At 66.4% G+C, this 21,167-nt stretch carries 21 protein-coding genes, 1 tRNA gene and 1 pseudogene; 9 read left to right on the forward strand and 14 right to left on the reverse strand.

Going from position 1 to position 21,167, the window contains the following annotated elements; translation table 11 throughout:
• Positions 1–15: 15 nt before the first annotated feature.
• The 3 genes from ABIE00_RS16515 to pdhA are packed head-to-tail and all read right to left on the reverse strand — an operon-like array spanning position 16 to position 3,610.
• Positions 16–1,428 (reverse strand): dihydrolipoamide acetyltransferase family protein, encoded by a 1,413-nt coding sequence (locus ABIE00_RS16515; protein ID WP_354261818.1) that lies wholly within the window; start codon positions 1,426–1,428, stop codon positions 16–18.
• The gene (locus tag ABIE00_RS16520; RefSeq protein ID WP_354261819.1) at positions 1,425–2,435 is read right to left on the reverse strand and encodes an alpha-ketoacid dehydrogenase subunit beta; all 1,011 of its coding nucleotides are present in this window, start codon (positions 2,433–2,435) and stop codon (positions 1,425–1,427) included. The genes ABIE00_RS16515 and ABIE00_RS16520 overlap by 4 nt, the downstream gene beginning before the upstream one ends.
• Complete coding sequence (gene pdhA / locus ABIE00_RS16525) at positions 2,435–3,610, reverse strand: pyruvate dehydrogenase (acetyl-transferring) E1 component subunit alpha (protein WP_502914290.1); 1,176 nt, start codon at positions 3,608–3,610, stop codon at positions 2,435–2,437. The genes ABIE00_RS16520 and pdhA overlap by 1 nt, the downstream gene beginning before the upstream one ends.
• 196 nt (positions 3,611–3,806) lie before the next feature.
• On the opposite strand from pdhA, the gene ABIE00_RS16530 reads away from it, so the two are divergent.
• The 4 genes from ABIE00_RS16530 to ABIE00_RS16545 all read left to right on the forward strand — a co-directional run bounded on the left by ABIE00_RS16530 (position 3,807) and on the right by ABIE00_RS16545 (position 6,205).
• On the forward strand, positions 3,807–4,280 hold the full coding sequence (locus tag ABIE00_RS16530; protein ID WP_354261820.1) for an Lrp/AsnC family transcriptional regulator: 474 nt from the start codon (positions 3,807–3,809) through the stop codon (positions 4,278–4,280).
• Between the two features lie 349 nt (positions 4,281–4,629).
• On the forward strand, positions 4,630–5,031 hold the full coding sequence (locus ABIE00_RS16535) for a hypothetical protein (protein ID WP_354261821.1): 402 nt from the start codon (positions 4,630–4,632) through the stop codon (positions 5,029–5,031).
• Positions 5,032–5,156: 125 nt separating this feature from the next.
• A complete protein-coding gene (locus ABIE00_RS16540) occupies positions 5,157–5,561 on the forward strand; it encodes a DUF4383 domain-containing protein (RefSeq protein WP_354261822.1) in 405 nt (134 codons plus the stop codon).
• A gap of 17 nt (positions 5,562–5,578) precedes the next feature.
• Positions 5,579–6,205 (forward strand): hypothetical protein, encoded by a 627-nt coding sequence (locus ABIE00_RS16545; RefSeq protein ID WP_354261823.1) that lies wholly within the window; start codon positions 5,579–5,581, stop codon positions 6,203–6,205.
• Between the two features lie 223 nt (positions 6,206–6,428).
• Here the strand turns inward: ABIE00_RS16545 and ABIE00_RS16550 are convergent, their stop codons facing one another.
• Together ABIE00_RS16550 and ABIE00_RS16555 are read right to left on the reverse strand one after the other, a co-directional pair.
• Positions 6,429–8,045, reverse strand: a complete 1,617-nt coding sequence (locus ABIE00_RS16550; RefSeq protein ID WP_354261824.1) for a monocarboxylic acid transporter — start codon at positions 8,043–8,045, stop codon at positions 6,429–6,431.
• Positions 8,042–8,425 carry a DUF485 domain-containing protein gene (locus ABIE00_RS16555; RefSeq protein WP_354263388.1) on the reverse strand — a complete coding sequence of 128 codons (384 nt, stop codon included), beginning with the start codon at positions 8,423–8,425 and terminating at the stop codon, positions 8,042–8,044. The genes ABIE00_RS16550 and ABIE00_RS16555 overlap by 4 nt, the downstream gene beginning before the upstream one ends.
• A gap of 164 nt (positions 8,426–8,589) precedes the next feature.
• On the opposite strand from ABIE00_RS16555, the gene ABIE00_RS16560 reads away from it, so the two are divergent.
• Genes ABIE00_RS16560 through ABIE00_RS16575 form a run of 4 tightly spaced genes read left to right on the forward strand, consistent with a single transcriptional unit; the run spans position 8,590 to position 12,390 of the window.
• Positions 8,590–9,786: a sensor histidine kinase gene (locus ABIE00_RS16560; RefSeq protein WP_354261825.1), complete on the forward strand. Its 1,197-nt coding sequence runs from the start codon at positions 8,590–8,592 to the stop codon at positions 9,784–9,786.
• Between the two features lie 21 nt (positions 9,787–9,807).
• Entirely contained in the window at positions 9,808–10,527 is a 720-nt protein-coding gene (locus ABIE00_RS16565) for a LytR/AlgR family response regulator transcription factor (protein WP_354261826.1), read from the forward strand.
• Positions 10,524–10,886: a DUF485 domain-containing protein gene (locus tag ABIE00_RS16570; protein ID WP_354261827.1), complete on the forward strand. Its 363-nt coding sequence runs from the start codon at positions 10,524–10,526 to the stop codon at positions 10,884–10,886. Before ABIE00_RS16565 ends, ABIE00_RS16570 begins: the two co-directional genes overlap by 4 nt.
• A gap of 37 nt (positions 10,887–10,923) precedes the next feature.
• Positions 10,924–12,390 (forward strand): sodium/solute symporter, encoded by a 1,467-nt coding sequence (locus ABIE00_RS16575; protein ID WP_354261828.1) that lies wholly within the window; start codon positions 10,924–10,926, stop codon positions 12,388–12,390.
• A 47-nt stretch (positions 12,391–12,437) separates the two neighbouring features.
• Here the strand turns inward: ABIE00_RS16575 and ABIE00_RS16580 are convergent, their stop codons facing one another.
• From ABIE00_RS16580 to rpsB, 6 genes and pseudogenes are all read right to left on the reverse strand, one after another.
• The gene (locus ABIE00_RS16580; protein ID WP_502914221.1) at positions 12,438–13,025 is read right to left on the reverse strand and encodes a DivIVA domain-containing protein; all 588 of its coding nucleotides are present in this window, start codon (positions 13,023–13,025) and stop codon (positions 12,438–12,440) included.
• A 110-nt stretch (positions 13,026–13,135) separates the two neighbouring features.
• Positions 13,136–14,060, reverse strand: a pseudogene (locus ABIE00_RS16585) (phosphatidate cytidylyltransferase).
• A complete protein-coding gene (gene frr / locus ABIE00_RS16590) occupies positions 14,060–14,617 on the reverse strand; it encodes a ribosome recycling factor (protein WP_354261829.1) in 558 nt (185 codons plus the stop codon). The pseudogene ABIE00_RS16585 and the gene frr overlap by 1 nt, the downstream one beginning before the upstream one ends.
• 97 nt (positions 14,618–14,714) lie before the next feature.
• Positions 14,715–15,452: a UMP kinase gene (gene pyrH / locus ABIE00_RS16595; RefSeq protein ID WP_354261830.1), complete on the reverse strand. Its 738-nt coding sequence runs from the start codon at positions 15,450–15,452 to the stop codon at positions 14,715–14,717.
• Positions 15,453–15,575: 123 nt separating this feature from the next.
• Positions 15,576–16,412 (reverse strand): translation elongation factor Ts, encoded by an 837-nt coding sequence (gene tsf, locus ABIE00_RS16600; protein WP_306921968.1) that lies wholly within the window; start codon positions 16,410–16,412, stop codon positions 15,576–15,578.
• 126 nt (positions 16,413–16,538) lie between these two features.
• Complete coding sequence (gene rpsB, locus ABIE00_RS16605; protein WP_003805931.1) at positions 16,539–17,390, reverse strand: 30S ribosomal protein S2; 852 nt, start codon at positions 17,388–17,390, stop codon at positions 16,539–16,541.
• A gap of 423 nt (positions 17,391–17,813) precedes the next feature.
• On the opposite strand from rpsB, the gene ABIE00_RS16610 reads away from it, so the two are divergent.
• A complete protein-coding gene (locus ABIE00_RS16610; protein WP_354261831.1) occupies positions 17,814–18,404 on the forward strand; it encodes a M23 family metallopeptidase in 591 nt (196 codons plus the stop codon).
• On the opposite strand, the gene ABIE00_RS16615 is transcribed toward ABIE00_RS16610, so the two are convergent.
• The 3 genes from ABIE00_RS16615 to ABIE00_RS16625 all read right to left on the reverse strand — a co-directional run bounded on the left by ABIE00_RS16615 (position 18,401) and on the right by ABIE00_RS16625 (position 21,146).
• Positions 18,401–19,591 carry an acyl-CoA dehydrogenase family protein gene (locus ABIE00_RS16615; protein ID WP_354261832.1) on the reverse strand — a complete coding sequence of 397 codons (1,191 nt, stop codon included), beginning with the start codon at positions 19,589–19,591 and terminating at the stop codon, positions 18,401–18,403. The two genes, ABIE00_RS16610 and ABIE00_RS16615, sit on opposite strands and share 4 nt — an antisense overlap.
• A 144-nt stretch (positions 19,592–19,735) precedes the next feature.
• A tRNA-Ile gene (locus tag ABIE00_RS16620) sits at positions 19,736–19,809 on the reverse strand.
• Positions 19,810–19,949: 140 nt separating this feature from the next.
• Positions 19,950–21,146, reverse strand: coding sequence for a glycosyltransferase (locus tag ABIE00_RS16625; protein ID WP_354261833.1), 1,197 nt, complete (start codon positions 21,144–21,146; stop codon positions 19,950–19,952).
• Positions 21,147–21,167: the final 21 nt, after the last annotated feature.

Raw genomic sequence — 21,167 nt, forward strand, 5'->3', positions numbered from 1 at the left:
GGTTTCGGGCTGCGGCTACGCCATCGCGAAGGCCATGCCGGGATCCGCGAGGAGGGCGCCGACGTCGGCCAGGAACCTGGATCCCTGTTCTCCGTCGACCAGCCGGTGGTCGAAGGACAGGCTCAGCGTCATGACCTGCCTGAGCGCGACCTGGTCCTGGTACTCCCAGGGAGTCTTGCGAACGGCGCCCACGGCGAGGATCGCGGCCTCACCCGGGTTGAGGATGGGAGTGCCGGCGTCAATGCCGAAGACACCGATGTTGGTGATGGAGATGGTGCCGCCCGAGAGGTCTTCCGGGCTGGTCTTGCCGGCCCTGGCCGTATCCGTCAGCTCCGCGAGCGCCGTGGAGAGATCGACGAACGTCAGCCGGTCGGCATCCTTGATGTTGGGAACCGTGAGCCCGCGCGGGGTGGCGGCCGCGATGCCGAGGTTCACGTAGTTGAACTGAACGATCTCCTGGTTGGCCTCGTCCCACCTGGCATTGAGGCCCGGATTGCGCCGCAGGGCAATCAGGACAGCCTTGGACACGAGGGTCAGCGGGGTGAGCTTGTGGCCGGCAAAGGGCTTGCTTTCCTTCAGCCTGGCCAGCAGCTCCATCGCCGGAGTGACGTCGACAGTCAGGAACTCCGTCACATGCGGTGCCGTGAAGGCGCTGCTGACCATGGCCGCGGCAGTGTATTTGCGGACACCCTTGATGGGCGTACGCACCTCGCGCTCACCCCGGGCCGCCGCGGACTGCGGTGCCGTTTCCTGTGCCGCCAACTCCTGGGCGGCCGCAGGCAGGTCCCCGCCGCCGACGAAATTGCGCACGTCGTCACGGGTAATCAGCCCGCCCGGGCCGGCCCCCGCCACCTTTTCGAGGTCCACGCCAAGGTCCTTGGCCAGCTTCCGGACGGGCGGCGTGGAACGGGGCCGCTCGGCGGGGCGGGTGTCCTGCCCCCTGCTTTCGACAGACCCGGTTTCGGCAGGCTCAACCGGCGGGGCAGGCTCAACCTGCGGGGCAGGCTCAACCTGCGGGGCGGCCTCCACCGGAGCGGCGGCCTCCACCAGGGCGCGCTGCCGCCGGACCGGACGCCCGGTGCTTTCGACGACGGCGCCGTACCCGACGAGGTTGGGCTCCCTCCTGGGGAGCGCCGCGTCAGCCGTCGCGGCGGCGCCGGGCTGGTTACCGGCGTCGTCCTTTACCTCGAACGAGACGATCGGCTTCCCCACCTCCACCACCGTTCCCGGCTGTTCATGCAGGGCCGTGATCACGCCCGCGAACGGTGAGGGCAGCTCCACCACTGCCTTGGCGGTCTCCACCTCGGCGATGATCTGGTTCAGGCTGACGGTGTCCCCCACGCCCACCTTCCAGCTGACGATTTCGGATTCGGTCAGTCCTTCGCCGAGATCGGGCAGCCGGAATTCCTTGATCATGGTGGCGGTCATCCTTCCAGCCCGCTCAGCGAATTCGGCCGGCCCAGCGCGCGGTCGACGCCGTCGAGGATCCGGTCCAGATTCGGCAGGTGGTGCATCTCCACCTTCGAATAGGGGTACGGCACGTCAAACCCGGTGATGCGGACCGGTGCCGCCTCAAGGTGGTAGAAGCAGCGCTCGGTGATGCTGGCGGCAACCTCGGCGCCGAGCCCGCCCGACTGGCCGGCTTCGTGGGTGACCACCAGCCTGCCCGTCTTCCGGACCGAAGCCTCCACGGTGGCGAAATCCACCGGCGCGAGGGAGCGCAGGTCAATGACCTCAACCGAGACGCCCTCGTCCGCGGCCGCCGTGGCAGCATCGCGGGCCGTCTTCACCAAAGGCCCGTACGCCACGAGGGTGACGTCGCTGCCGTCCGTAACCACGCGGGCCTGCCCCATTGGCGGGGCAGAATTGGGATCCAGCGTCTCGTCCACCTCGCCTTTGTCGTGGTAACGGCGCTTGGGTTCAAAGAACACGACGGGGTCATCGCAGGCAATGGCCTGCTGGATCATGGTGTGGGCGTCCTGCGGGCTGGCCGGGGTGACCACGCGCAGGCCTGCCGTGTGCGCGAAGTAAGCCTCAGGCGACTCGGAGTGGTGCTCCGGCGAGCCGATCCCCCCGCCGAAGGGAATGCGGATGGTGATGGGCATTTTCACGGTGCCGCGGCTGCGGTAATGCATCTTCGCCACCTGGGACACGATCTGGTCGAACGCGGGGTAGACAAAGCCGTCGAACTGGATTTCCACCACCGGCCGGTACCCGCGGTAGGCCAGGCCAACCGCGGTGCCCACAATGCCGGACTCTGCCAGCGGCGTGTCCACGACGCGGTGCTTGCCAAAGTCCTTCTGCAGTCCGTCGGTCACGCGGAACACGCCGCCCAGGGTGCCGATGTCCTCGCCCATGAGGATCACTTTGGGATCGTTGTCGAGGGATCTGCGGAGGCCGGAGTTCAATGCCCGCGCAAAGGTCATCTGCATCATCAGCGTGCACCTTCTTCTTGTTCTGCCGCTTCGGGATCGCCGAAGGAGGCAAGGTAACGGGAGTAGTGGTCCTGCTGGCGGTCCAGCCAGGAATTGGGGGTGCTGTACACGTGCTTGAAAACGTCGAGGGGTTCTGGGTCCGGCATGCCCACGCAACCGGCGCGCAGGTCACGGGCGACGGCGTCTGCCTTGGTCCGCACGCTGGTTTCGAACTCTTCGGTGAACAGGCCCTTCCGGTCAAGCAGGGCATGGACCCGGCCGATCGGATCCTTTGCTGCCCAGTCCTCGAGCTCATTGGGGTCGCGGTAGCGGGTGGGATCATCCGCCGTCGTATGCGGGCCCATCCTGTAAGTGACGGCCTCGATGAACGTGGGACCGCCGCCCCGGCGGGCCCGGTCGAGGGCGACCCGGGTGGCCGCCATGACCGCCAGCACGTCGTTGCCGTCGATCCGCATGCTGGGGATGCCGAATCCGGTCCCGCGCTCCACAAGCTGGGTATGGGACTGGACGCGCACCGGTTCGGAGATGGCCCAGTGATTGTTTTGGCAGAAGAACACCAGCGGGACCTGGTAGCTGGCGGCGAAGACCATAGCCTCGCTGACGTCGCCCTCGCTGGTGGCGCCGTCGCCGAAGTAGACGATGGCAGCGGAATCGGCACCGTCGTTCTGGATTCCCATGGCATAGCCGGTGGCGTGCAGGGTCTGGGCGCCGATGACGATCTGCGGGATGGCCAGGTTGAACTTGTACGGGTCCCAGCCGCCGGAAGCTGCACCGCGCCAGACACGCAGGATGTCCTTCACGTCCACCCCGCGGCAATACGCCACACCGTTCTCGCGGTAGCTCGGAAAAATAAAGTCGTCATCCCGCAGGGCCCGCACGGATCCCACCTGCGAAGCCTCCTGGCCCAAGAGCGGCGGCCAGAGACCCAGTTCGCCCTGCCGCTGCAGCGCGGTGGCCTCTTTGTCGATCCGCCGGATCACCACCAGATCCTCGTAAAGCGAGCACAGCTGCTCGTCTGATACGTCCTTGACCCAAGGGTCATATTCCGGATGGCTGACGCGCTCCCCCGCGGGGGTAATCAGCTGGACCATGCTGTGGCCAGCGCCACCCTGGTGCCCTGTCTTGTTGTCCTGGCCGGCGGCTGTTCCGCCCTGGGCCGCATCGTCTGTCACCACTGTTGCCGCAACCTTCTGACGTCGTGTAACCATCCCGCGGCAGGACTCGTGATACCGCCGCATTCCGGCCTCCCGGGCGCCTTTGCCCCGGTTAATTGTGACCATACTCACAATGTTCAGGTGGTACAACCACTGCTGCTAAAACTGAGCACTATGCACTGTCTGGCGGCTCCAGACCGTGCTAGCCTTGCGCATTATGCAAGCTTTGGATGGCACTGACACCCGGCTGCTCTCCGCCCTGGCGCAGGACCCCCGCCGCACCGTGGTGGCCCTCGCGCAGAAGCTCGGGCTTTCGCGCAACACCGTCCAGGCGCGGATGGCCCAGCTCGAGAAGAAGCACGCATTCCTTTCGTTCGAGCGGCGCATCAATCCGGTGTCCCTGGGCTATCCGCTGATGGCTTTCATCTCAGTGCATGTCCAGCAGCAAAAGCTTGGCTCCCTCGCCGAGGAGTTGGCCGCCGTACCGGAGATCCTTGAGGGCTACGGCCTGACGGGCTCAGCGGACCTGCTGCTGCGCGTAGTGGCACTGGACGCCGAGGACCTCTTCCGGATCAACGGGAAGATCCTGGCCTGCGACGGTGTCGAGAGGACCGATACGGCCCTGGCCATGGGTGAACTGATACCTTTCCGGATCCAACCACTGCTTGAGCGCAACTCAGCAGAAGTCTGACCGGAGCGGACGGCCGTAACCACGGGACAACATCGCTGTTTCGGGCCACCGGCGCTATAGGCTATTCCACAAAAGTGACCGGGCGCCGGCTGTGCCCCGTTAGATGGAGCGCCGCTGGTGCGGTGCCGGAAAGGCCCACCCTTGAGCAATCCCCCGCTCCCCCCGCAGCAGCCCGGCCCCCCGCAGTCTGGTCCGCAGCAGCCCGGGCCCCTACCAGCCGGGACCACAGCAACCTGGACCGCATTCATCCGGCCCCCGGCAACCCCTGGGCCGGCGGTCGCTCCCGACTTCGCCGTTCGGTTTGCCCGGCCTGCCTCCGGCCAAAAGCCGGAAGGGCCTCTGGATTGTCGTGGGCATTGTCGCTGGCGTGCTCCTGCTGGTGGTCGTCGGGGTGCTGCTGCTGGTGAACCTTGTGGGCGGTGCCACCCGGCAGGCGGGGGACCTCGCCGACGGCTTCACCAAGCTGGTCATCGCCGGGGATACGGACAAGGCCTATAACGACTACATGGACCCCAGCCTCAAGGAGCAGCTGAGCCGCGAGGAATTCGCTTCCGGCGTCAGGAGCCTCCAGCTGGAGCCGGCCTGCACCACGGCCTACGACGACCTCAAAGTCAGTACGCAGAACGAGAACAATATCGCGGATGTCGCCGGACTCATCAAATGCCCTGGCAAGGACATCGAACTCGTGTACCGCTTCGCCGGCAAGGACGATCTCAAGCTGGTCACCATCAAGCTCCGGCCAAAGGCCTGACCCTCATCTGACCGCCCACCCATCCAAGCGCACACCAGGCCCGAATTGCTTCCGAGGGGTCCGCCCGGGACTCCGCAAAACAGGCCGGGGAAACAGCCCCGGCTCACACCGGAAGGAAATGGGCAATGCGCAATTCACCCAACCGACTTGTCGCCACAGTTTTCGGAGCCGTCTACCTGCTGGTGGGCCTCGTCGGCTTCGCCGTGACCCCGGGGGTCGGCTTCTTCGCCACCGAAGGCACCAACCTGATCATCTTCGAGGTCAACCCGCTGCATAACGTGATCCACCTGGCCATCGGCGCTGCCCTGCTCTACGCCGGCGTCAAGGACATCCAGCTGTCGCGCACCGTCAACACGGCTGTGGGTGCCGTGTACCTGCTGGTGGGCATCCTCGGCCTGTTCCTGCTCAGCTCGCCGCTCAACATCATTGCCCTCAACGGTGCGGACAACGTTCTCCACCTGGCGAGCGCCGTCCTGCTGCTCGGCGTCGGCCTGTCCCTGGACAAGGTCCCCGCCACGGCTCGCGCCTAGAAACCCCGCACCGAAAGATGATGACCAGCCAGGCCAGCCAGGCAACTGCGGGAACCCCGGCAACCCAGGACATGTCCCGTTCCGATGCCGTGCGGCTCGTCGCCGGATTTGCCGGGCTCGGCGCAGCAGCGGTCAACCTCGCCGTCGCTTCCAGTCTGTTTGCCGCCGCCGGCCCTGCCCTCCCCGTGAGGGCAGCCGGCGCCGCGGCGGCCCTGCTCTGGGGAGCGGCTCTGCTGGGTTGGACGGTGGCCGGGCTGAGACGGAGCCGTTTCCCACGGCCGCGGACTTCCGCCATCCTGCTGCCCGCCGCAGCCGCCGTGCACGTGGTTGCCATCATTCTGGGCGCAGGAAGCGGCATGGCGGGCCTCGGCATCAGCCACCTCGCCGCCCTGCTGCTGACCCTCATGGTTCTCGCGGCCACGTCGTGGCTCGGCCGCAGGTCCCGGGGTGTTCCCGGCGGACCGTGCCATGGAGCATCAGGCCAGCCCTCATCGGGCCGGCTGGGTAGTGGGCAGCTGCTCGCCGCCGCCTTCGCCGCGGCGCTGCTGGTCGCTGCCATCACGACGCCGGGACTCGCCGCGTCGACGGCCGGCCAGTTCGCCGTGCCGCACGGTCAACACTCCGGAGGCCACCACTCGCCTTGAGCCGTTGGCTCACCCCGACGGCGACAGGCGCCGCCGGCAGCAGGCGCGACGGCGACAGACACGGCAGTAAAAGACACGGCGGCGACAGACCCGGCAGGAGCCCCGCGCGGCGCGCGGGGCTCTTGCCTTTTCGGTCGGACGTTACTGGAGGCCGGGTTCACCGGAGACCGGGCCTCGCCGGGGTGGGCGTCACCCAGGACGTGTAGTGAACCGAAGAAGGCGCCTACTGCTCCACGGCCTTCTCGGCGCCCACCCCCGTCAGTGACCGGACCTCCATTTCCGTCTGCTTGCTGCGGTCCTCCTGCTTCTTGTCCAGGATTGTGCCAAGCCAGCCCAGCAGGAAGGCCAGCGGGATGGACACGATGCCGGGGTTGCTCAGCGGGAAGACAGCGAAGTTGGCGCCTTTGATCATGGACGTGGCTCCGCCGGACACCACCGGGGAGAGCGCGATCAGGATGATGGCCGACGCGAGCCCGCCAGACATGCTCCAGATGGCGCCCTGTGTGGTGAACCGGCGCCAGAACAGGGAGTAGATGATGGTGGGCAGGTTGGCCGACGCCGCCACGGCGAACGCCAGAGCCACCAGGAACGCCACGTTCTGGCCGTTGGCGAAGATCCCGCCCAGGATGGCGAGGATGCCGATCACAATCACAGTGCGGCGGGCCACCTTAACTTCAGTGCCGGCGTCGGCCTTTCCCTTCGCGATGACGTTGGCATAGATGTCATGGGCGAACGAGGCGGCCGCAGTGATCGTGAGCCCGGCGACGACGGCAAGGATCGTGGCGAACGCCACGGCCGAGATGAAGCCCAGGAGCAGCGGTCCGCCCAGGTGGAAGGCCAGCAGCGGCGCCGCAGAATTGACGCCGCCGGGGGCGCCCTTGATGGTGTCCGCACCCACCAGTGCGGCGGCGCCGTAGCCGAGGACCAGCGTGAAGAGATAGAACAGCCCAATCAGCCAGATGGACCACACGACCGATTTGCGGGCTTCCTTTGCGGTGGGCACTGTGTAGAACCGCATCAGTACGTGCGGCAGGGCGGCCGTCCCCAGCACCAGGGCGAGGCCGAGGGACATGAAGTCCAGCTTCGACGTTTCGGTCTTTCCGTACTGCAGCCCCGGGTTGAGCACGGCAGGATTGTTGGCTGCGTCGACGGCGCCGCCCAGCAGGTTCGACAGGTTGAACCCGTAGATGGCCAAAACCCACAGGGTCATGACGGCGGCACCGGCGATGAGCAGGATGGCTTTGATGATCTGCACCCAGGTGGTGCCCTTCATGCCGCCGATCAGGACGTACATGATCATCAGGGCGCCGACGACGATGATCACCAGTGCCTGTCCGCCCCAGTCACTGATGCCGAGCAGGAGCGAGATCAGGCTTCCGGCGCCGGCCATCTGGGCCAGGAGGTAGAAGAAGCAGACGGCCAGGGTGGAGATGGCGGCCGCGATGCGCACCGGACGCTGCCTCAGGCGGAACGAAAGGACGTCAGCCATGGTGAACTTGCCCGTGTTCCGGAGCAGCTCCGCCACCAGCAGCAGCGCCACCAGCCAGGCCACCAGGAAGCCGATGGAGTACATGAAGCCGTCGTAGCCGTTGATGGCGATGGCGCCGGTGATGCCAAGGAACGAGGCCGCGGACAGGTAGTCGCCGGCGATGGCTGTGCCATTCTGCGAGCCGGTGAAGGATCGGCCGGCAGCGTAGTAGTCGGCGGCGGTCTTGTTGTTGCGGCTGGCCCGAAGGACGATGACCATGGTGACGGCGATGAACAGGGCGAAGATGCCCATGTTCAGCAGCGTGGTGTCCTTCAGCGCCGCGACGTCAACCGCTGCCGGAATTGCGATCATTTTGCCCCTCCGCCCAGTGCGCTGCTGCCGGATTTGTCGTACTCGTGGCCTTCGATGCCGTGCCGGATGTCCGCGGCGATCGGGTCCAGGCGCCGGTTCGAGTAGCTGACGTACCAGCCGGTGATGGCGAACGTGGTCACGAACTGCAGGAGCCCCATGATGATGCCCACGTTGATGTTGCCCCACACCTTGGTGGACATGAAGTCCACGGCGTAGGCGGCAAGGATGACGTACGCGAAGTACCAGAGCAGAAACGCGATGGCCATCGGGAACACAAAGCTGCGGTGGCGCTTGCGCAGCTCCTTGAACTGCTGCGTGGCCAGGACTTCCTCGAAGTCCGCGGACGCCGCCGCGTCCTTGGTTCGGGCATCGTTACCCATCATTCCTCCTCATCGAGATGAACTCCCACACGGCCGGACCCCACCGGCCAATGTGACTGCCATCACTGTGCGGCGCGGTTCGGACCATATGCCAGTGGTTGCGCGCGGCCGGTCGGCCAACGGCGGCGATGCTGCGCCAAACGGCACGCGCTACGCTGGGCAGCATGCCGGACTCCCCTCTCTATTCCGCAGCCGCCGTGGCCGTCATCGCGCTCGCGGTGGCCGCCGTCGTCGCCGTCGGACTCAAGGTGCTGCGCTCGTTCCGGGAGCTGGGCACCGACGCCGAGCGGGCCACCTACAACACCCTCCACGCCGCCTCGAAAGCCGGCCGGCACCTGCGGACCGGCCTGAACCCCGCCGGCGCCGCCAAGGCCAGCCGGCAGTTGCGGGCCCTGCTTGGCTGTGACGCGCTGGCCATCCTGGATGTGTCCGGTGTGCTGGCCTGGGACGGGATCGCGGAGGAACTGCGTCCCGGGCTGATGGAGCTCGCCGCGGACGTGCTCGCCAATGGCAGGACCCAGGTTTTCAACGCCGCGGACCTGTTGCTCCGCTCCCCCAAATCCGGGACGGTCGCGGCCGCCGTCGTGGCTCCCGTCCGGGCCGGCTCACGCGTGGTGGGAGCCGTGGCCGCCTTCGCCCCGCAGGCGGGCGCAGGGCTGGTACGCGCCACCGCCGAGGTGGCAGACTGGGTGGCCGCGCAGGTTGAGCTGGCCGAGCTGGACGCCTCCCGGACGCTCCTCATGGAGGCCGAGGTGCGGGCCCTGCGCGCCCAGATCAGCCCGCATTTCATCTACAACTCGCTGAACGCCATCGCCTCCTTCATCAACACCGATCCGGCCCGGGCGCGGGAACTCGTGGTGGAATTCGCGGACTTCACCCGGTACTCGTTCCGGCGGCACGGGGACTTCACCACGCTCGCCGAGGAGCTGCGGTGCATCGACAGGTACCTGCTGCTGGAACGGGCCCGGTTCGGCGAGCGGGTACAGGTCAGCCTGCGGATCGCGCCTGAGGTGCTGAGCACGGTGATCCCGTTCCTGAGCCTGCAGCCGCTCGTGGAGAATGCTGTCCGGCATGGCCTGGAGGCGAAGGAGGGCCCGGGCCACATCACCATCTCCGCCGACGATTCGGGCGCATTCGCGGAGGTCACCATCGAGGACGACGGCGTGGGAATGGATCCGGTGCAGCTGCAGTCCATGCTCGCCGGCCACGTGGACGGTGAGCACGTGGGCCTGCGGAACGTCGATGCCCGGCTCCGGCAAGTGTACGGCGACGAGCACGGCCTGGTGATCGAAACAGCTCCCGGCGAGGGCACCCTCATCACCATGCGGGTCCCCAAGTCCCAGCCGGACCACGATGCCTGAACCGAAAGCTAACCTAGGACCATGATTAACGTTCTCGTCGCCGACGACGAGCTGCCCGCGATCGAGGAGCTGGCCTTCCTCCTGGGCCGGGATGAGCGGATCGGCACCATCCTCCGAGCCTCCTCCGGCGCCGAGGCCCTGCGCGCCCTCGAAGCCGGGTCGGTGGACGCCGTCTTCCTCGACATCCACATGCCGGCCGTGTCCGGGCTGGACATCGCACGCGCCATATCCCGCAGCAGCCGGCCGCCCGCCGTCGTTTTTGTCACTGCGGACGAGGACTGTGCCCTGGAGGCGTTCGAACTGGCGGCTGTGGACTATCTGCTGAAGCCCGTGCGGGCCGAGCGGCTGGCCCGCTCCGTGGGCCGGATCAGTGAACTGATCCGCGACGGCGGGACCGCGCCGGAGATGATCACCGTGGACCAGGGCGGTACCACCAGAATGATCCGACGCGACGACGTCACGTACGTCCAGGCGCAGGGTGACTATGCCCGGCTCCACACCACCGATGCCAGCTACCTGATCCGCGTTCCCCTGGCTGACCTGGAACAGCAGTGGGCGGATGCCGGCTTCATCCGTACCCACCGCTCCTACCTGGTCGCCCTCGCCCACGTCTCCCACCTCAAGCTCGCCGCGGTCCGCCCCAGCGTCTGCGTGGCGGACGCCGAGCTGCCGATCAGCCGCCGGCATCTGCCTGCCGTCCGCGGGAAGCTTGAGGCAAACAGGATCCGGCCGCAGGCATGACGCGCGTCAGGGTCACGGCGCCCCGTGCGGCGTCGCGCATCTCGACGGACTCCCCGGCCGAGCCGCGGGAGTCCGCCGAGGAGTCGGCCGTCGGCCAGGTGTTCGTCCGTTCGCTCATCCGCTCCCAGCTCCGGCTTGCCCTGGTGGTGGCCGGCGGCTTCCTGCTGATCCTCGGCGCCTTTCCGCTGCTCCTTGCCGCCATACCGGGTCTGGCTGATACCCGCGTCGCCGGGATTCCGCTCAACTGGCTCCTGCTGGGGGCCGGGATTTACCCAGTGACCGGAATCAGCGCCTGGCTCTACACCCGCAGCGCGGCACGGAACGAGGCCCGCTACCGCGACCTCGCCGGGGAAAGGTGATGCACCTGGAAGTGATCCATCTGAAAGTGACGCGCCGATGAATCCGGTGGTGGGCATCGCGGCGGTTGCCGCCGTTTCCGTGGCGACGGCGGTGATCGGATTCTACGGACTCCGGATCTCCCGGACCACCGGCGACTTCTACGTGGCTTCCCGGACGGTGCCGCCCTGGTGGAACGCCTCGGCGATCGGCGGGGAGTATCTGTCTGCGGCGAGCTTCCTGGGCGTGGCTGGCCTGATCCTGCTGTCCGGCACGGATGCCCTGTGGTATCCCGTCGGGTACACGGCCGGGTACCTGATGCTCCTGCTGTTCGTGGCAGCGCCGCTGCGGCGTTCCGGCGCCTACACTATTCCCGATTTCACCGAGGCCAGGCTTGATTCGCGGGCGGTGCGCCGCGTAACCAGCCTGGCCGTGGTTATCGTTGGCTGGCTCTACATCGTCCCGCAGCTGCACGGCGCCGCCCTGACGATCCGGACCACGACCGGGCTGCCGCCGTGGGCCGGTTCAACCGCCGTCGTGGTGGTGGTGTGCCTCACCGTGGTGGCCGGCGGCATGCGTTCGATCACCTTCGTCCAGGCCTTCCAGTACTGGCTGAAGCTCACGGCCCTGGCCGTGCCCCTCATCTTCATTCTGCTGGTGCTGGCAGGCAGCGGTTCGCCCCCGCTGGCGGAGGCGGCCACGAACCCGGGCGGAGCGGATCCTGCCAGCCCCTACCAGAGCATTTCACTCCTCGTTGCCCTGCTGTTTGGAACGCTGGGGCTGCCGCACGTCCTGGTCCGCTTCTACACCAACCCGGACGGGCACTCGGCGAGGCGGACCACGCTGATCGTGCTGGGCCTGCTGTCCGTGTTCTATCTTTTTCCGACGGCGTTCGGCCTGGCCGGCAGGCTCTTCGCACCTGATCTGGCCGGGACGGGGCAGGCGGATGCCCTGGTGCTGCTGCTTCCGGGCCGCCTCGTCGGGGGTCCAGCCGGCGAACTGCTGTCCGCCCTGGTCGTGGCCGGGGCCTTTGCCGCGTTCCTGTCCACGACGTCGGGACTGGTCGTCTCGCTGGCCGGTGTCATCAGCCAGGACGTCCTGGACGGAAGCGTGCGCGGCTTCAGGGTGGCGGCACTGGTCTCGATCACCGTTCCGCTGGGCCTGGCGCTCATGACGGACTCTCTGGCCCTCGCCGGCAGCGTCGGCCTTGTCTTCGCCTTCACGGCGTCAACGATCTGCCCGGTTCTGCTGCTCGGCATCTGGTGGCGGGGCCTGACCGATGTCGGCGCGATTGCGGGGATGGTGACCGGCGGCCTCCTGTGCGGCGGCGCAATGGTGGCCGGTACGGTGCTCGGTGTTGCGGGGACGCCGCCGTGGCTGGCGCAGCCCGCGGCCTGGACGGTGCCGGCGGCCTTCACCGTGATGGTCCTGGCCTCGCGTGCCACCAGTTCCCGGGTGCCGCGGACCATCACCAGGGTGATGACACGGCTGCACACGCCCGAGCGGCCGCTCGCCACGGAGCGCTGAGCTGTGAGTCGCCTAACTGCCAGGCCGGCACGCAGCCGGGCAGGCCGTCAGTCGATGGCGGCCATCAGCTCGACCACGCGGTCGAGGAAGGCGTCCACCTGGGTCTCCTCATAGCCGTCCTTGCCGGCCGCGGGCCGGAACACTGCCCGGCGGACGTTGTCGACGCTGAGGGGCTTGTCCTGCTCCAGGTAACCGATGAGGTCCCGGCACAGGGTATCCACATCCTTGGTGTTGTAGCTGCGCGCCTTTTTCTTGACCGGGCGGCGGAACCTCTCGCCGTCGGGCCTGTGGAGGCGGCCGCGAAGCGTCCCGGACAGCTGTCCGATCTGCCGCAGCCAGGCGTCCTCGCCACGTTCGGCAATGAGGTCGTCCCGTTCCCTGCGGGCGAAGGCATCTTCAAGCCGGTCCAGCGCGGCGTCCACGGCGGTGGCCGAGTATCCGCCCTTGACGGGGTCGAAGGACACAGACCGGACGTCGGCGCTTTTAACGGGGTGGGCGGCAGCCTCAGGCGTCTCCAGTGATACGCGGGCCTGCTGGAGGAACTGGTCCACCTGCTTGGCGTTGTAGCCGTAGTCGGTCCGCGCCACGCGTTCGAACGACGCGGGAATCTGACGCTTGCTGTCCACTCTCACCATGTTTCCTTCGATACTACTTCGGCGGGTCGTAACCGCATTATTCTAGGGCGTTGCGCAGGGCCAGGTGCCGGAAGCACCTGCCAGAAAATGTCAGGCTCCGGCCGGGAAACTCAGGCCCCTGAGAACAGGACGAACAGCATGAAGGCCACCGGCGAGGCGAACACGATGGAGTCCAGCCGGTCCATCACCCCGCCGTGTCCTGGCAGGATGCTGCTCATGTCCTTGACGCCGAGTTCGCGTTTGACCATCGATTCGGCGAGGTCGCCGGCGGTGGCGGCAGCGACCATACCGATCGCCAGCACAACCCCCACCCACCAGGGCTTGTCCAGCAGGAAGATGCTGGCCAGGATGCCCACGAGCATGGCGCCCGCGATGGATCCGGCAAAACCCTCCCACGACTTCTTCGGGCTGATCTTGGGCGCCATGGGGTGTTTGCCCAGCCGCGCGCCGACGAGGTAACCGAATGTGTCGTTGGAAACCACCAGGAGCAGCAGGATGACAATCTGCCACGCGCCCTCCGGCACTGTTCCGCCCGGCCACGGTCCCACCGGGGAGGCGCCGCCTTCGACGTGCAGCGGAAGCGCGGCGAAACTGATCAGGAAGGGCACCCAGGCAAGGGCGAACACCCCGGCGAAAATGCTGCGCGCCGAGCCGGTCGCACTTTCCACCGACCGCCACAGCAGCACCGCCACACTGCTGGAGAGCATCGCAAACAGCAGGCTTTCCAGCCCGCCGAAATAGGCAGAGAACGGCATCGCCACCGTGCCCACCATGACGGGCACGATGGGCAGGCGCGTTCCGTTCGCTTCGAGCGCGCGGAAGACCTCCCATACGCCGAAGGCGGCAAAAGTGGTGACGACGGCAACGAAGCCCAGCGGCAGGAAGAGCAGCCCGCCGAGCACCGCAAGGAGCATGGCCAGGCCCACGGCGATTGCCGCCGGCAGGTTGCGCCCCGCCCCGGGGTGTGGGGTTGGGCCTGGGCTGGCGGGTCCGGGTTCGGGCCCGCGCGCCGGGGGCCTGCTGTGCCTGGCCCATCAGACCTCGAGCAGCTCAGCTTCCTTGCGCTTGAGCAGCTCGTCGATGCCGTCGACGTGCTGCTTGGTGATGACGTCGAGTTCCTTTTCGCCGCGGGCGCCCTCATCCTCGCCGGCTTCGCCGTCCTTGACGAGACGGTCCAGGGTTTCCTTGGCCTTGCGGCGGATGTTGCGGATGGAAACCTTGGCGTCCTCGCCCTTGGACTTGACTATCTTGACGTATTCCTTTCGGCGTTCCTTCGTCAGCTCCGGGATGGTGATGCGGATGACGTTGCCGTCGTTGGACGGGTTGGCACCGACCTCGGAATCACTCAGTGCACGCTCGATGTCGCGCAGGGCAGTTTTGTCGAACGGCGTGATGAGGATGGTGCGGGCATCCGGGATGGCGAAGGACGCCAACTGCTGCAGCGGCGTGGGGGTGCCGTAGTACTCCACCATGACCTTGTTGTACAGTCCCGGGTTTGCCCGCCCGGTGCGGATCGAGGCGAAGTCTTCCTTGGCTACCTCAACCGCCTTATCCATCTTGTCTCCGGCTTCGAGCAAGGTTTCTTCGATCACGATCTCTCCTCAGAAATTGGTTCCCGGCCAACCGGGGCATTTCACAAACCTGGTCCCGCCCAATGGCGGAACCGTCCTAGAAATATCCTAGCTGTAACTAGGGCGTGACCAGCGTTCCCAGCTTTTCGCCGCGGATGGCGCGCGTGACGTTGCCTTCGCCTTCCATGCCGAACACCACCATGGAGAGCTTGTTGTCCTTGCACATGGTCATGGCGGTCTGGTCCATGACGCGGATGTCGCGGCGGAGGGCGTCGTCGTAGCTGAGGTTCTCCAGCTTCTCCGCGGCCGGGTCCTTCTTCGGGTCGGCCGTATATACGCCGTCCACTCCGCTTTTGGCCATGAGCACCACGTCGGCGTGCACCTCGAGGGCGCGCTGGGCGGCCACGGTGTCCGTGGAGAAGTACGGCAGGCCTGCGCCGGCACCGAAGATGACCACGCGGTTCTTTTCCATATGGCGGATGGCGCGGCGGGGAATATAGGCCTCGGCCACCTGTCCCATGGTGATGGCAGTCTGGACCCGGGTCTCAACACCGGCCTGCTCCAGGAAGTCCTGCAGAGCGAGACAGTTCATGACGGTTCCCAGCATGCCCATGTAGTCGGCACGCGAACGGTCCATGCCGCTCTGGGACAGTTCGGCGCCGCGGAAGAAGTTGCCACCGCCAACCACGATGGCCACCTCGACGTCAGGAACGGCCGCGGCGATCTCCTTGGCTACTGCGCGGACGGTGTCCGGGTCGACGCCCAGCTTGCCGCCGCCGAAGACTTCACCGGACAGTTTCAGGAGGACCCGGCGCCTGCTCTTCTCTGACTGGACGGGAGTGTTGAGGGCTTCCATGGTGCCTTCCGTTTGGTGAACTCGGAGCTAGGTTATCGCGCATCCGGCCAGCGCTCACATCTTTTAGGGCCGGTGCATGCAAAAGGGGCGGCCACCGAAGTGGCCACCCCCTTGCGTGTCAGACTAGGAGCCGACGCGGAAACGCGTGAAGGCGGTTCCCTTGACGCCGGCCTCTTCGAGGACCTGCGCCACAGACTTCTTGGCGTCCTTGGCGAAAGCCTGGTCAACCAGGACCTCACCCTTGTAGAAGCCGGTAACGCGGCCTTCAACGATCTTGGTCATCGCGGCTTCGGGCTTGCCCTCGGCCTTTGCGGTTTCCTCGGCGATGCGGCGCTCGGATTCGACCAGGTCCGCCGGAACGTCCTCGCGGGAGAGGTAGTTCGGAGCCATTGCCGCAATGTGCACGGCGACGTCGTGGGCTGCGGTTGCAGCTGCTTCGCCTTCGCCGTCAACAGCGAACAGGACGCCGACCTGGGCCGGGAGGTCCTTGGAGGTCTTGTGCAGGTAAGCGTCTACCGTGGCACCCTCGATGCGGGCGATGCGGCGGACAACAACCTTTTCGCCGAGGATAGCGCCCTCTTCGACAACAACCTCGGACAGCGGCTTGCCGTCAACATCGGTGGCAAGCAGGGTCTCGAGGTCGGCAGCGCCGGACTCGACGGCGATGGCCAGGACCTTGTCGGCCAGCTGGATGAACTTGTCAGCCTTCGCGACGAAGTCGGTCTCGCAGTTGACCTCGATCATTACGCCGACGCCGCCCTCGACCTTGGCAGCAACCAGGCCCTCGGCGGTGGAGCGGCCTTCGCGCTTGGTGGCGCCCTTGAGGCCCTTGATGCGGATAATCTCGATCGCCTTCTCGGCGTCGCCGTTGGCTTCGTCGAGAGCCTTCTTGACATCCATCATGCCGGCGCCGGTGCGCTCGCGCAGAGCCTTGATATCAGCGGCAGTGTAGTTCGCCATGTGAACCCCTCTGTCTAGAAAATTTTTGTGTGTACGGACCGACAGGACGGCAGCTCACGGGTGAGCGGCCATCCTGGTCAGTTGCCCGGGCGCTGCGGACAGCGACCGGAAATCCCGATGAAGTTGTTACTTCGCGGAGTCGGTGCCCTCGGCCTCAGCCGGGGCTTCCTCAGCGGCGGGAGCAGCCTCGGCAGCCGGAGCTTCCTCGGCCTTGCTGCCTTCGAGGAGCTCGCGCTCCCACTCAGCCAGCGGCTCTTCCGGAGTCTCGGTGGTGCCGGTTGCGCGCTGGTTGCGAGCGATCAAACCCTCGGCAACGGCGTCAGCAACAACGCGGGTCAGGAGGTTCACGGAGCGGATGGCGTCGTCGTTGCCCGGGATCGGGAAGTCGACCTCGTCCGGATCGCAGTTGGTGTCCAGGATGGCCACAACCGGGATGTTGAGCTTCTTGGCCTCGTCAACAGCCAGGTGCTCCTTCTTGGTGTCAACAACCCACAGCACGGACGGTGCCTTGGTCAGGTTGCGGATACCGCCGAGGTTGGACTCGAGCTTGGTCAGCTCGCGGCGCAGGAGCAGCAGTTCCTTCTTGGTGTAAGCGGAGCCGGCGACGTCGTCGAAGTCGATCTCTTCGAGTTCCTTCATGCGCTGGATACGCTTGGCAACAGTCTGGAAGTTGGTGAGCATACCGCCTAGCCAACGCTGGTTGACGTACGGCTGGCCAACGCGGGTGGCCTGCTCGGCGATGGCTTCCTGAGCCTGCTTCTTGGTGCCGACGAACAGCACGGTGCCGCCGTGGGCAACGGTGGCCTTGACGAACTCGTAGGCGCGGTCGATGTAGGACAGCGACTGCTGGAGGTCAATGATGTAGATGCCGTTGCGCTCGGTGAAGATGAAGCGCTTCATCTTCGGGTTCCAACGGCGGGTCTGGTGTCCAAAGTGGACGCCGCTGTCAAGCAGCTGGCGCATAGTTACGACGGGCATGCCGACGCTCCTTCCGGCAGGTCATTCATGAGAGCGGCCGCGGCCGCTCTTACCCTGCCAATAGTTGACGGTTAGTTAGCCCTGCCCGGGCGGGCACAGGCTCCTGGCATCCATTGCACATCTCATCAGGACCGTTGCCGGGCCTGACCGCAAGAGGCACAATCCTCCGCAGCAGGAAGCAACTGCTTACCGGTTGTGGAGGGCTGGATACGCGTAGTCAGCTGCTGCTCCCCCGCACTCCTGAATGGGGCGTGCTGACGCGACCCACTAAAATGGAATGCGTTGAGGGCACAGCAAACTGCTCCACCAAGTGTACTACAGCGGCCCGCGGCAAATGCACCGGTTCTGCCGCGCCGGGTGGCGTTTTCCACATAGGCCGAAGGCCCCGTTCCGGCAGGCGGATCGGGCGCCCATGCTGGGGGCATGAAAGCTTACGTGATGGCGGCGGTACTCCTGCTCACGACGGCGGTCCCTGCACCTTCCGCGGCCCCGGCACCTTCCGCTGCTCCGGCATATTCCGCTGCCCCGGCGCCGCTCGCCCTGACAGCGGCCTCCCCCGCCCGGGCCGCCACCCCGGCGCCGGCAGGCTGGCGCTGGCCGCTTGCGCCGCGGCCGGCGGTCCTGCGCCCGTTCGACCCCCCGGACAAACCATGGCTGAGCGGGCACCGGGGCGTGGACCTGGGATCAGCGTCCGGCGGCGGTCCGGTCACCGCCCCGGAAGCCGGAACGGTCAGCTTTGTGGGCGTGGTGGTGGACCGGCCGGTCATCACCATCGATCACGGCAACGGCCTGCGGAGCAGCTTCGAACCAGTACGGAGCACACTCAAAAAGGGCGCCTTCGTGGCCAAGGGCGCCGTGGTGGGAACCCTGCTGGCGGGCCACTGCGGCCGCTCGCCATGCGTGCACTGGGGCGTCCGCCGCGGCGACGAGTACCTCAACCCGCTGTCCTTCATCCTCGACCTGCGGCCCTCGGTACTGCTGCCGCTTATGGGCAGCGGGTCGCCGGGCGGCTAAACGATCGCGGACACGCCGGTGATGGCCCGGCCGGCCACGAGGGTGTTCACCTCGTGCGTGCCCTCGTAGGAGTAGATCGCCTCGGCGTCGGCGAAGATTTTTGCCATCTCGAAGTCCGTCACAATACCGTTTCCGCCGAGGAGGCTGCGGCCGATGGCGACACTTTCCCGCATCCGCGCGGTGGTGAACGCCTTGGCCAGGGCCGACTGCTCGTCCTTGGCCTGGCCGGCATCCTCGAGCTGGGAGAGCCGCACCATCATGCCCATCGAGCTGACCGCGTTGCCCAGGATCTGGACCAGCTGGCTCTGCACCAGCTGGAAGGAGGCCAGCGGGCGCCCGAACTGGTGCCGCTCCACGGCGTAGCGCCGGGCCACATCGAAGGCGGCGAGCTGCTGGCCCACCGCCTGCCAGGCGACGGCGAGTCGGGTGACCTTCAGGACCTTGTTGGCGTCGCGGAAGCTGTTGGCGTGGGCCAGCTTGAAGAAGTCCGGCACCACCACGTTATCGAGCATGATGTCGGCGTTCTGCACGGTCCGCAGCGAGATCTTGTTCTCGATCCTGGTCGCACTGAAGCCCGGCAGTGCCGTGTCCACAAGGAAGGCCTTGACCTGGTTGTCGGCCACGTCGCGGGCGTAGACCACCACCCAGTCAGAGAATGTAGCGTTGCCGATCCAGCGCTTGGCGCCGTTGAGTACCCAGCTGTCGCCGTCCCGCCTGGCCGTGGTGCGCGTGCCGCCGGCGACGTCGGATCCGCCCAGGGGTTCCGTCAGCCCGAAGGCCCCAATCTTGCGCAGCGAGTAGATGTCCGGCAGCCAGGCGTCCTGCTGCTCCCGGGACGCCAGGGCCTCGATGGAACCGGTGAAGAGTCCGTCATGCACGCCCATGAAGGTGGCAATGGACGTGTCTGCCCGGGTAACTTCCGCGTGCACGATGCCGGCAAAGAGGTTGGAATGACCCTGGCGCCGCACCGGACTGACAAGGTCGAGTTCGGCCAGCTTCGGAATCAGGTCGAGGGGAAATTCGCCGCGGTTCCAGCAGTCCACCGCTATCGGCTTTACCTCCCGGACCAGGAAGGAGCGGACCTCGGCCAGCCTGTCCCGCTCCTTGGAACTGAGCAGCTGCTCGAAGGAAAAGAAGTCGCCGTCGGCGTAGGGCAGGCTGTTGATGTCAGTTGCGGCGGCGGACATGGCGCTCCATTTGCAATGGCCGGCGTCCGCGATGGAACAACAACGAGCGCCGGCGGGTTAGTTACTCGCCAGTAACATATCCCAGTACGGCAGCAAAAGAAAAGAGCCCTGCTCTGCGAAGACGCAGACCAGGGCTCTCAGGGGTAGGGCTACTCGGACTTGAACCGAGGACCTTAGGATTATGAGTCCCGCGCTCTAACCAGCTGAGCTATAGCCCCGTGCACCGTCCCGGCAACGGGAGGCCCGCCCTGCCAGCAACGGCCTGTGGGGACCGTCGTCGGCGGGGCAGATTTACTCTAGCAAACCGGCGAAGGGCTTCAGACCATTTCGGTCCCGCTGGCTTCGGCCGGCAGGGAGCCTAGACGACCTTGTCCTCATAGTTCGCCCCGTAGTAGAGGTCCTCGAACGTCTGCAGGGTGCCTTGGATGCTGTGCGGTTCCACCATGCACCGGCTGGCGTTGCCCATGGCTTTCCGTTCCTCGGCCGGCAGGCGGAAGATCCTGGTGATTTTCTCCGCGAGATCCGCGCTGTCATTCGGCCTGAACAGGTAGCCGTTCTCGCCGTCGCGCACCAGGTGCGGAAGGGCCATGGCGTCAGCCAGCAGCACAGGCGTGGAAGCCGACATGGCCTCGAGGGTCACCAGCGACTGCAGTTCCGCGGTCCCGGGCATGCAGAACAGGTCGGCCCGGATGTAGGCCTCACGAAGTTCGTCATCGCTGGCCAGGCCCAGGAACTTCACCCGGTTCTGCAGTCCGAGCCGTTCCACCAGGGCCTCGAGCGACGGGCGAACCTCGCCGCCGCCGACGATTTCAAGATGGACGTTCAGGTCGGCAGGGGTGGCAGCCACCGCCTTGATCAGCACGTCAACGTGCTTCTCCTCAGCCAACCGCCCGGCAAACAGCACGGTCGGGTGTTCGTGCGGTTCAATGACCTCATCCGGCTTGGGCTCGTATGCTGCCGAGTCGATGCCGTTGGACAGCGGCAGCACCTTGCGCAGGAAGGCGTGCTGGTGCATCGCCTTGGCGGCCAGCGGCGTGGGTGTGGTGACGACGTCCGCCTGTCCCATCACCTTCCCCATGTCCTTCCAGGAGATCTTCCCGATGATGTCCTTGAACCACTGCGGGAACGGCAGGAAGGGGTTGAGGTTCTCCGGCATGAAGTGGTTGGTCGCGACGACGCGGACGCCGCGCTTCACCGCCTCGTACAGGACGTGCTCGCCGATCATGTAGTGGCTCTGGATGTGCACCACGTCCGGCTGGACCCTGTCGAACAGCAGGCTGATTTCCTTCTTGATCTCCCACGGGAAACAGACCCTGAAGTACTCGTGTGTGAACACGCTGTGCGAGCGGAGGCGGTGGACAGTGGCTTCGGCGCGGAACTCCGTGAAGCTCTTGCCCTTGTCCTGCCGGCAGGCCAGGACGTGGACTTCGTGTCCGCGCGCCGTCATGCCCTTGGCCAGCCGGTAGCCGAACTGGGCGGCTCCGTTAACGTGGGGCGGATACGTGTCCGCCGCGATGAGGATGGTCAGTGGACGCTGCGCGTCGGGCATGGTCACGTAGAAAGCTCCTGGTGGTCA

The organism is Arthrobacter sp. OAP107 (assembly GCF_040546765.1).
Classification (GTDB): domain Bacteria; phylum Actinomycetota; class Actinomycetes; order Actinomycetales; family Micrococcaceae; genus Arthrobacter.

Excerpts from the sequence above, each read along its gene's own strand:
- ABIE00_RS16515 (WP_354261818.1), bottom strand. The coding sequence starts at position 1,428 with ATGACCGCCACCATGATCAAGGAATTCCGGCTGCCCGATCTCGGCGAA.
- ABIE00_RS16520 (WP_354261819.1), bottom strand. The coding sequence starts at position 2,435 with ATGATGCAGATGACCTTTGCGCGGGCATTGAACTCCGGCCTCCGCAGA.
- ABIE00_RS16530 (WP_354261820.1), top strand. The coding sequence starts at position 3,807 with ATGCAAGCTTTGGATGGCACTGACACCCGGCTGCTCTCCGCCCTGGCG.
- ABIE00_RS16540 (WP_354261822.1), top strand. The coding sequence starts at position 5,157 with ATGCGCAATTCACCCAACCGACTTGTCGCCACAGTTTTCGGAGCCGTC.
- ABIE00_RS16545 (WP_354261823.1), top strand. The coding sequence starts at position 5,579 with ATGATGACCAGCCAGGCCAGCCAGGCAACTGCGGGAACCCCGGCAACC.
- ABIE00_RS16550 (WP_354261824.1), bottom strand. The coding sequence starts at position 8,045 with ATGATCGCAATTCCGGCAGCGGTTGACGTCGCGGCGCTGAAGGACACC.
- ABIE00_RS16555 (WP_354263388.1), bottom strand. The coding sequence starts at position 8,425 with ATGGGTAACGATGCCCGAACCAAGGACGCGGCGGCGTCCGCGGACTTC.
- ABIE00_RS16560 (WP_354261825.1), top strand. The coding sequence starts at position 8,590 with ATGCCGGACTCCCCTCTCTATTCCGCAGCCGCCGTGGCCGTCATCGCG.
- ABIE00_RS16565 (WP_354261826.1), top strand. The coding sequence starts at position 9,808 with ATGATTAACGTTCTCGTCGCCGACGACGAGCTGCCCGCGATCGAGGAG.
- ABIE00_RS16570 (WP_354261827.1), top strand. The coding sequence starts at position 10,524 with ATGACGCGCGTCAGGGTCACGGCGCCCCGTGCGGCGTCGCGCATCTCG.
- ABIE00_RS16575 (WP_354261828.1), top strand. The coding sequence starts at position 10,924 with ATGAATCCGGTGGTGGGCATCGCGGCGGTTGCCGCCGTTTCCGTGGCG.
- ABIE00_RS16580 (WP_502914221.1), bottom strand. The coding sequence starts at position 13,025 with ATGGTGAGAGTGGACAGCAAGCGTCAGATTCCCGCGTCGTTCGAACGC.
- pyrH (WP_354261830.1), bottom strand. The coding sequence starts at position 15,452 with ATGGAAGCCCTCAACACTCCCGTCCAGTCAGAGAAGAGCAGGCGCCGG.
- tsf (WP_306921968.1), bottom strand. The coding sequence starts at position 16,412 with ATGGCGAACTACACTGCCGCTGATATCAAGGCTCTGCGCGAGCGCACC.
- rpsB (WP_003805931.1), bottom strand. The coding sequence starts at position 17,390 with ATGCCCGTCGTAACTATGCGCCAGCTGCTTGACAGCGGCGTCCACTTT.
- ABIE00_RS16610 (WP_354261831.1), top strand. The coding sequence starts at position 17,814 with ATGAAAGCTTACGTGATGGCGGCGGTACTCCTGCTCACGACGGCGGTC.
- ABIE00_RS16615 (WP_354261832.1), bottom strand. The coding sequence starts at position 19,591 with ATGTCCGCCGCCGCAACTGACATCAACAGCCTGCCCTACGCCGACGGC.